This is a genomic window from Microbacterium sp. (assembly GCF_035554235.1).
In the GTDB taxonomy this organism is placed as follows: domain Bacteria; phylum Actinomycetota; class Actinomycetes; order Actinomycetales; family Microbacteriaceae; genus Microbacterium.
On record NZ_DATMIO010000118.1, the window covers coordinates 1 to 5,936 of the forward strand.

Consider the following 5,936-nt stretch of genomic DNA (forward strand, 5'->3'; position numbering starts at 1 on the left):
CCTCGGCCATATCTGAAACCCTCGGCCCTATCTGAAACCCCCGGCGATATCTGAAACACAGTGGCAATACGGCCCGGACTAGGCTCTCCCCATGGGTGACTTGTTCGATGGCTACGGGTCGACACTCGCGCCGCGGAAGACCTCGGCGGGCATCCCGGCCTTCGACGAGATGTTCGGCGGACCGGAGCATCCGGGGGCCCTCGCGCAGTCGCGGGAGGCCTACCGGGAGCTCTATCAGACGCTCGCCCAGATGACGCAGGCCGAGCTGCGCGGCCGTACGGAGTCGCTCGCGAGTTCTTACCTGGCGCAGGGCGTCACGTTCGATTTCGCGGGGGAGGAACGACCCTTTCCGCTCGATGCCGTGCCCCGTGTGATCGCATACGAGGAGTGGTCGCGCATCGAGTCCGGAGTCAAGCAGCGCGTGCGTGCCCTGGAGGCCTTCCTCGACGACGCGTACGGCCGCCAGTACTGCGTGCGCGACGGCGTGCTGCCCGCGAACCTGATCGCCTCGTCGCAGTACTTCTACCGCCAGGCAGCCGGCATCCACGGCGCAAACGGTGTGCGCATCCATGTGTCGGGAATCGACCTCATCCGCGACGAGCACGGCGAGATGCGGGTGCTCGAAGACAACGTGCGGGTGCCGAGCGGCGTGAGCTACGTCATCTCGAACCGCCGGGTCATGGCGCAGACGCTCCCCGAGCTCTTCGTCTCGATGCGCGTGCGGCCCGTCGGGGACTACCCGAACAAGCTGCTCGCGGCGCTGCGTGCGTCCGCCCCGCCCGGAGTCGAGGAGCCGAACGTGGTCGTGCTGACGCCCGGCGTCTACAACTCGGCGTATTTCGAGCACACGCTGCTGGCGCGCCTGATGGGCGTCGAGCTCGTCGAGGGCCGCGACCTGCTGTGCGCGGGCGGCAAGGTCTTCATGCGCACGACCCGCGGACCCAGGCGGGTCGATGTCATCTACCGCCGCGTCGACGACGAGTTCCTCGACCCGCTGCAGTTCCGTGCCGACTCGATGCTGGGCGCCCCGGGTCTCATGCTCGCGGCACGCCTCGGCAATGTCACGATCGCGAACGCGGTCGGCAACGGCGTCGCCGACGACAAGCTGCTCTATACGTACGTGCCCGACCTCATCCGGTACTACCTGTCGGAGGAGCCGATCCTCAAGAACGTCGACACGTGGCGGCTCGAGGATCCGGGCGCCCTCGAGGAGGTGCTCGACCGCCTCGCCGAACTCGTGGTCAAGCCGGTCGACGGCTCGGGGGGCAAGGGACTCGTGGTGGGTCCGGATGCCTCGCCCGCCGAACTGGACAAGCTGCGCACGCGCCTCAAGGCGGATCCGCGCGGATGGATCGCCCAGCCGGTGGTCATGCTCTCCACGATCCCGACGCTCGTCGAAGACGGGATGCGGCCGCGCCACGCGGACCTGCGCCCGTTCGCGGTCAACAACGGCGACGACATCTGGGTGCTCCCCGGCGGCCTCACCCGCGTCGCGCTGCCCGAGGGGCAGCTCGTCGTGAACTCCAGCCAGGGCGGCGGGTCGAAGGACACCTGGATCGTGGGCGGGTCGGCCCCGGGTCACGTCGAATACGGCCAGGGCGGCGGTCTCGCGGGGCTCGTGGCCGATCAGGCCGCCACGGTCACCGCCGCCATCCCGATCATCTACGACGGGCAGCCCGCGGTCTCGCACTCGCCCCAGGATCGCCCGCGTTCGCGCGTCGAGCAGCAAGAGCAGCAGCAGCAGGGTCTCGAGGACGGCTCATGCTGAGCCGCATCGCCGCCCTTCGATACGCGCGCTTCGCGCGCTACTCAGGAACCAGGAAGGACGGCTCATGCTGAGCCGCATCGCCGAGAGCTTGTTCTGGATCGGCCGCTACATCGAGCGCAGCGACGGAACGGCGCGCATCCTCGATGTGCATCTGCAGCTGCTGCTCGAGGATCCCTGGATCGACGAGGACACCGCATGCCGTTCGCTGCTGCTCGTCATGGGCTCGACGCCGGCCGAGGTCGACTCCGTCGTGCGCCGAGAGGACGTGCTCGCACGCCTCGCCGTCGACCGGATGAACTCCGCGAGCATCTCGTACTCCCTCACCGCCGCACGCGAGAACGCCCGCCGCGCGCGAGAGATCGTCTCCAGCGAGCTCTGGGAGTGTCTCAACACGACCAGTGCGCGGATGCCGCGGCGCCTGCAGACCGAGAAGGTGCACGAGTTCTTCCAGTGGGTGCGCGAGCGCGCCGCCCTCGCCGTCGGCATCGTGGACTCCTCGACGAGCCGCGACGAGGCCTGGCAGTTCTTCACCCTCGGCCGAAGCATCGAGCGCGCCGACATGACCGCGCGGATGCTGGCGACCAGGTCGCTGACGGAGGCATCCGGTCCGTCGTGGACCACGATCCTGCGCTCGTGCGGTGCATACGAGGCGTACCTCCGCACCTACCGCGGAATGCCGAGCGCACGCAACGCCGCAGAGTTCCTGCTGCTGGATCGGTTGTTCCCGCGCTCGATCATCTACTCGATCTCGCGCGCCGAGGACTGCATGAGCGCGATCGACCCCGGACAGGACCGCGTCGGTCACTCCAACCAGGTGCTGCGCGCGCTCGGCCGCATCCGGAACGACCTCGAGTACCGCCCGATCAGCGAGATCCTGAGCGAGCTGCCGCACCACATGGACCAGGTGCAGAAGGTGACGCGCGAGGCATCCGAGGCGATCCGCCACCGCTTCTTCCCGACGCAGGCCGAGCCGAGCTGGATCGGAGAGATCTCATGAAAAGACTCCGCATCGAGCACGCCACCGGCTTCCGCTACCTCGGCGACGTGACCGCCTCGTACAATGAGGCGCGGATGCTCCCGGGCACGACCGACAGCCAGTTCGTGCTGAGCTCGTCGCTCGATATCCACCCCTCGACATCCGTCAACGCGTACGTCGACTACTTCGGAACGCGGGTCAGCTCTTTCGACGTGCTGCAGCCGCACACCGAGCTCAACATCACGGCGCGGAGCCTCGTCGAGGTGCGCCCGCGGCCGATCGAGCACGCCGACATCTCGTGGGACCGCCTCGCGACCGAGGCCTCTCGCACGATCGAGACGGTCGAGCAGCTGGTGCAGACGCCGCGCACCCTCCCGCATCCGGAGGTCGTCGAGCTGGCGAAGACGATCGCGAGTCGCCACGATCACCCGAGCCGCGCCGCGCACGACATCTCCACGACGATCGGGGATGCCGTCGAGTACGTGCACGGATTCACGGGCGTGCACTCGACGGCGCACGAGGCGTGGGATGCGCGAAAGGGCGTCTGCCAGGACATCGCCCACATCACGCTCGGCGCGCTGCGCTCGGTCGGCATCCCGGCGCGGTACGTGTCGGGCTACCTGCACCCGCGGGCGAGCGCCGGTGTCGGCGAAGCGGTGACGGGCGAGTCGCACGCGTGGGTCGAGTGGTTCTCGGGGGACTGGTGGGGCTTCGATCCCACCAACAACGCCGAGATCGGCGACCGCCACGTGCTGGTGGGCCGCGGCCGCGACTACAACGATGTTCCGCCGCTGCGCGGCGTGTACGCGGGACCGTTCAAGAGCGAGCTCTTCGTGAAGGTCACGATCACACGCGAAGCGTGAGATCGTGGTTCTCTGACCCGACCGCTCAGGCCGGCGGGGCGTCGGGGTCGAGGGTTTTCAGCACGTCGTCCTCGACGGCGTTGTCGGATTCGAGCTGATCCTCGGTCCCCTCGTCACCGCCCAGAGGGGAGCCGCCTTCTTCGGGGGGTCGTTCGTCGCGCCGGTCGTCCATGGCACGACCCTAGATCCGACGGCTCGTGCGCGACAGGGGTTGCGCGCAGGGCATCTCCCGCCCTCGCGACGCGCGATCACCCCTTCGCGTACTCCTCGCGGTAGGGGCGGAAGAACTCGCGCAGCTCCCCGACATAGAGTTCCGGCTGCTCGACGGGCGCGAAGTGCCCGCCGCGTGGGGGTTCTGTGGCGCGCACGACGTTCGCGGTGCGTTCGAGCCATGCCCGGGGCGGGCGCACCATGTCACCGGGAAAGATCGAGAACCCGGACGGCACCTCGACCCGCCGGGACAGCTGCTCGGGAGAGATAGAGGCGTTCGCGTTGTACATCCGCATGGACGAGCCGATGGATCCGGTCACCCAGTACTGCGTGACGAGCGTGAGGATCTCGTCTTTTGTGAAGCACCGCTCGAGGTCGCCGTCGCAGTCGCTCCAGCCGCGGAGCTTCTCGGTGATCCATGCGGCGAGACCGACCGGCGAGTCGGTGAGCGCGAAAGCCGCGGTCTGGGGCTTCGTGCGGTGCATCGCCGCATACGCGCCCTCCGTGGCGCCCCAGTTCGCCGTCCCGTCGAGCCAGGCGCGCTCCTCCGGCGCGAGGGTCGACCGGTCTCCGGCGAAGAAGGGCAGACCGGCATCCATGCGGTGCACGGCGATCACCCGCTCGGGGTAATCGAGCGCGAGATACCTGCTCACGCCGCTGCCGATGTCGCCGCCGGCGGTGGCGAAGCGGTCGTACCCGAGGGCGCTCATGAGCTCCGACCAGCGGGACGCGACCTCGATCGAGGTGAGCGGTGCCTCGAGAGGGTGCTCGGAGTATCCGAAGCCGGGCATGTCGGGCACGATCACATCGAACGCGTCGGCGGGATCGCCGCCGTGCGCGCCGGGGTCGGTGAGCAGCGGGATGACCTTGAGGTAACGCCAGAACGAGTCCGGCCAGCCGTGGTTCAGCAGCAGGGGAAGGGATGCTCGCGTCGGGTCGGCGGCGCGGACGTGCACGAAGTGGATGCCGAGTCCGCCGAGCATCAGCCGGAAGTGCGGGAGGCGCCCGATCTCGGCTTCCCGGGCGAACCAGTCGAACCCGTCGGCCCAGTAGGCGACCAGCTGCCGGAGATAGTGGATGTCGGTGCCGAGCGACCATCCCGCGCGGTCGGGGGCATCCGGCCACCGGGTGGCTCGGACGCGGCGGCGCAGGTCGTCGATCAGCTCGGGATCGGCGAGCGGGAAGTATTGCTCGGGGTTCTGACGTTGTCCCGTCATGTGATCAGGGTACTCAGCGGGTCGGACGACACCTCAGTGCGGACGCCTGCCCGACTTGTCCGCCGCTCCCACGACGAGGAGAATCCCGACGTATGACAAGCCTGACGATCATCGAGCGATCACCCGACCCCGAGCAGGTCGACGCTCAGTCGCGCACTCGGCGATCGATCGCCGACCGCATCCGCTCGATGGGGACCAACAGGATCGGTGCGCTGCTCCTGCTGCTGGCGACCGTCGCCGCGATCGTGTGGGCGAACGCGTCGGTGGGATCGTACGAAGCGTTCTGGGAGACACACCTCACGGTCGGCGTCGGCGACCTCCGGCTCGATTTCACCCTGCATGCGCTCGTGAACGACGCGCTGATGGCGATCTTCTTCTTCACGGTCGGGCTCGAGGTGCGCCGCGAGTTCGCGATCGGGGAGCTGACGAGCTGGTCTCGCGCCATGGTGCCGGTGGCCGCCGCCCTCGCCGGCCTCGCGCTGCCCGCCATCCTGTTCGTGCTCATCGCGGCCGGCTCCGGCGCCGAGTACGCCTGGGGCATCGTCATCTCCACCGACACGGCGTTCCTGGTCGGCGCCCTCGCCCTGATCGGCCCGCGCGTGCCGGGACGGCTCCGGGTCTTCCTGCTCGCGCTGGCCGTCGTCGACGACATCGGCGCCCTCAGCATCATCGCATTCGTATACACGGAGAACTTCAATCCGCTGCCGCTCGTGATCGCCGCGGTGGGTCTTGCGGGCGTGTACTTCACGCGCTATCTGCGCGGCGGCCGTGGTCCCGTGTACGCGACCCTCGCGATCATCGTGTGGCTGGCGTTCCTCGCCTCGGGCATGCATCCCACGCTGGCGGGCGTCGCGATCGCGCTTCTGGTGCCGGTCTATCGGCCCGACCGGCGAGACGTCGAG

General features: G+C 68.8%; 6 protein-coding genes. 4 read left to right on the plus strand and 2 right to left on the minus strand.

The features are described 5' to 3' along the window. Window positions 1-91: 91 nt before the first annotated feature. The 3 genes from VNT50_RS05825 (at window position 92) to VNT50_RS05835 (ending at window position 3,607) form a co-directional block, all read left to right on the plus strand. On the plus strand, window positions 92-1,768 hold the full coding sequence (locus tag VNT50_RS05825; protein ID WP_325484157.1) for a circularly permuted type 2 ATP-grasp protein: 1,677 nt from the start codon (window positions 92-94) through the stop codon (window positions 1,766-1,768). Between the two features lie 64 nt (window positions 1,769-1,832). Further along, on the plus strand, window positions 1,833-2,765 hold the full coding sequence (locus VNT50_RS05830; RefSeq protein WP_325484158.1) for an alpha-E domain-containing protein: 933 nt from the start codon (window positions 1,833-1,835) through the stop codon (window positions 2,763-2,765). Continuing rightward, window positions 2,762-3,607 carry a transglutaminase family protein gene (locus tag VNT50_RS05835; RefSeq protein ID WP_325484159.1) on the plus strand — a complete coding sequence of 282 codons (846 nt, stop codon included), beginning with the start codon at window positions 2,762-2,764 and terminating at the stop codon, window positions 3,605-3,607. The genes VNT50_RS05830 and VNT50_RS05835 overlap by 4 nt, the downstream gene beginning before the upstream one ends. 25 nt (window positions 3,608-3,632) lie before the next feature. Here the strand turns inward: VNT50_RS05835 and VNT50_RS05840 are convergent, their stop codons facing one another. After that, a complete protein-coding gene (locus VNT50_RS05840) occupies window positions 3,633-3,779 on the minus strand; it encodes a hypothetical protein (RefSeq protein WP_325484160.1) in 147 nt (48 codons plus the stop codon). Between the two features lie 76 nt (window positions 3,780-3,855). Then, the gene (locus tag VNT50_RS05845; RefSeq protein WP_325484161.1) at window positions 3,856-5,034 is read right to left on the minus strand and encodes an epoxide hydrolase family protein; all 1,179 of its coding nucleotides are present in this window, start codon (window positions 5,032-5,034) and stop codon (window positions 3,856-3,858) included. A 92-nt stretch (window positions 5,035-5,126) separates the two neighbouring features. Between VNT50_RS05845 and VNT50_RS05850 the strand changes: the two genes are divergently transcribed. Beyond that, window positions 5,127-5,936, plus strand: an 810-nt coding sequence (locus tag VNT50_RS05850; protein WP_325484162.1) for a Na+/H+ antiporter NhaA, incomplete at its 3' end; no start/stop codon positions are given.

Bases quoted from the DNA above. Each gene is read 5' to 3' on its own strand.
- VNT50_RS05845 (WP_325484161.1), bottom strand. From the start codon at position 5,034: ATGACGGGACAACGTCAGAACCCCGAGCAATACTTCCCGCTCGCCGAT.
- VNT50_RS05830 (WP_325484158.1), top strand. From the start codon at position 1,833: ATGCTGAGCCGCATCGCCGAGAGCTTGTTCTGGATCGGCCGCTACATC.
- VNT50_RS05835 (WP_325484159.1), top strand. From the start codon at position 2,762: ATGAAAAGACTCCGCATCGAGCACGCCACCGGCTTCCGCTACCTCGGC.
- VNT50_RS05840 (WP_325484160.1), bottom strand. From the start codon at position 3,779: ATGGACGACCGGCGCGACGAACGACCCCCCGAAGAAGGCGGCTCCCCT.
- VNT50_RS05825 (WP_325484157.1), top strand. From the start codon at position 92: ATGGGTGACTTGTTCGATGGCTACGGGTCGACACTCGCGCCGCGGAAG.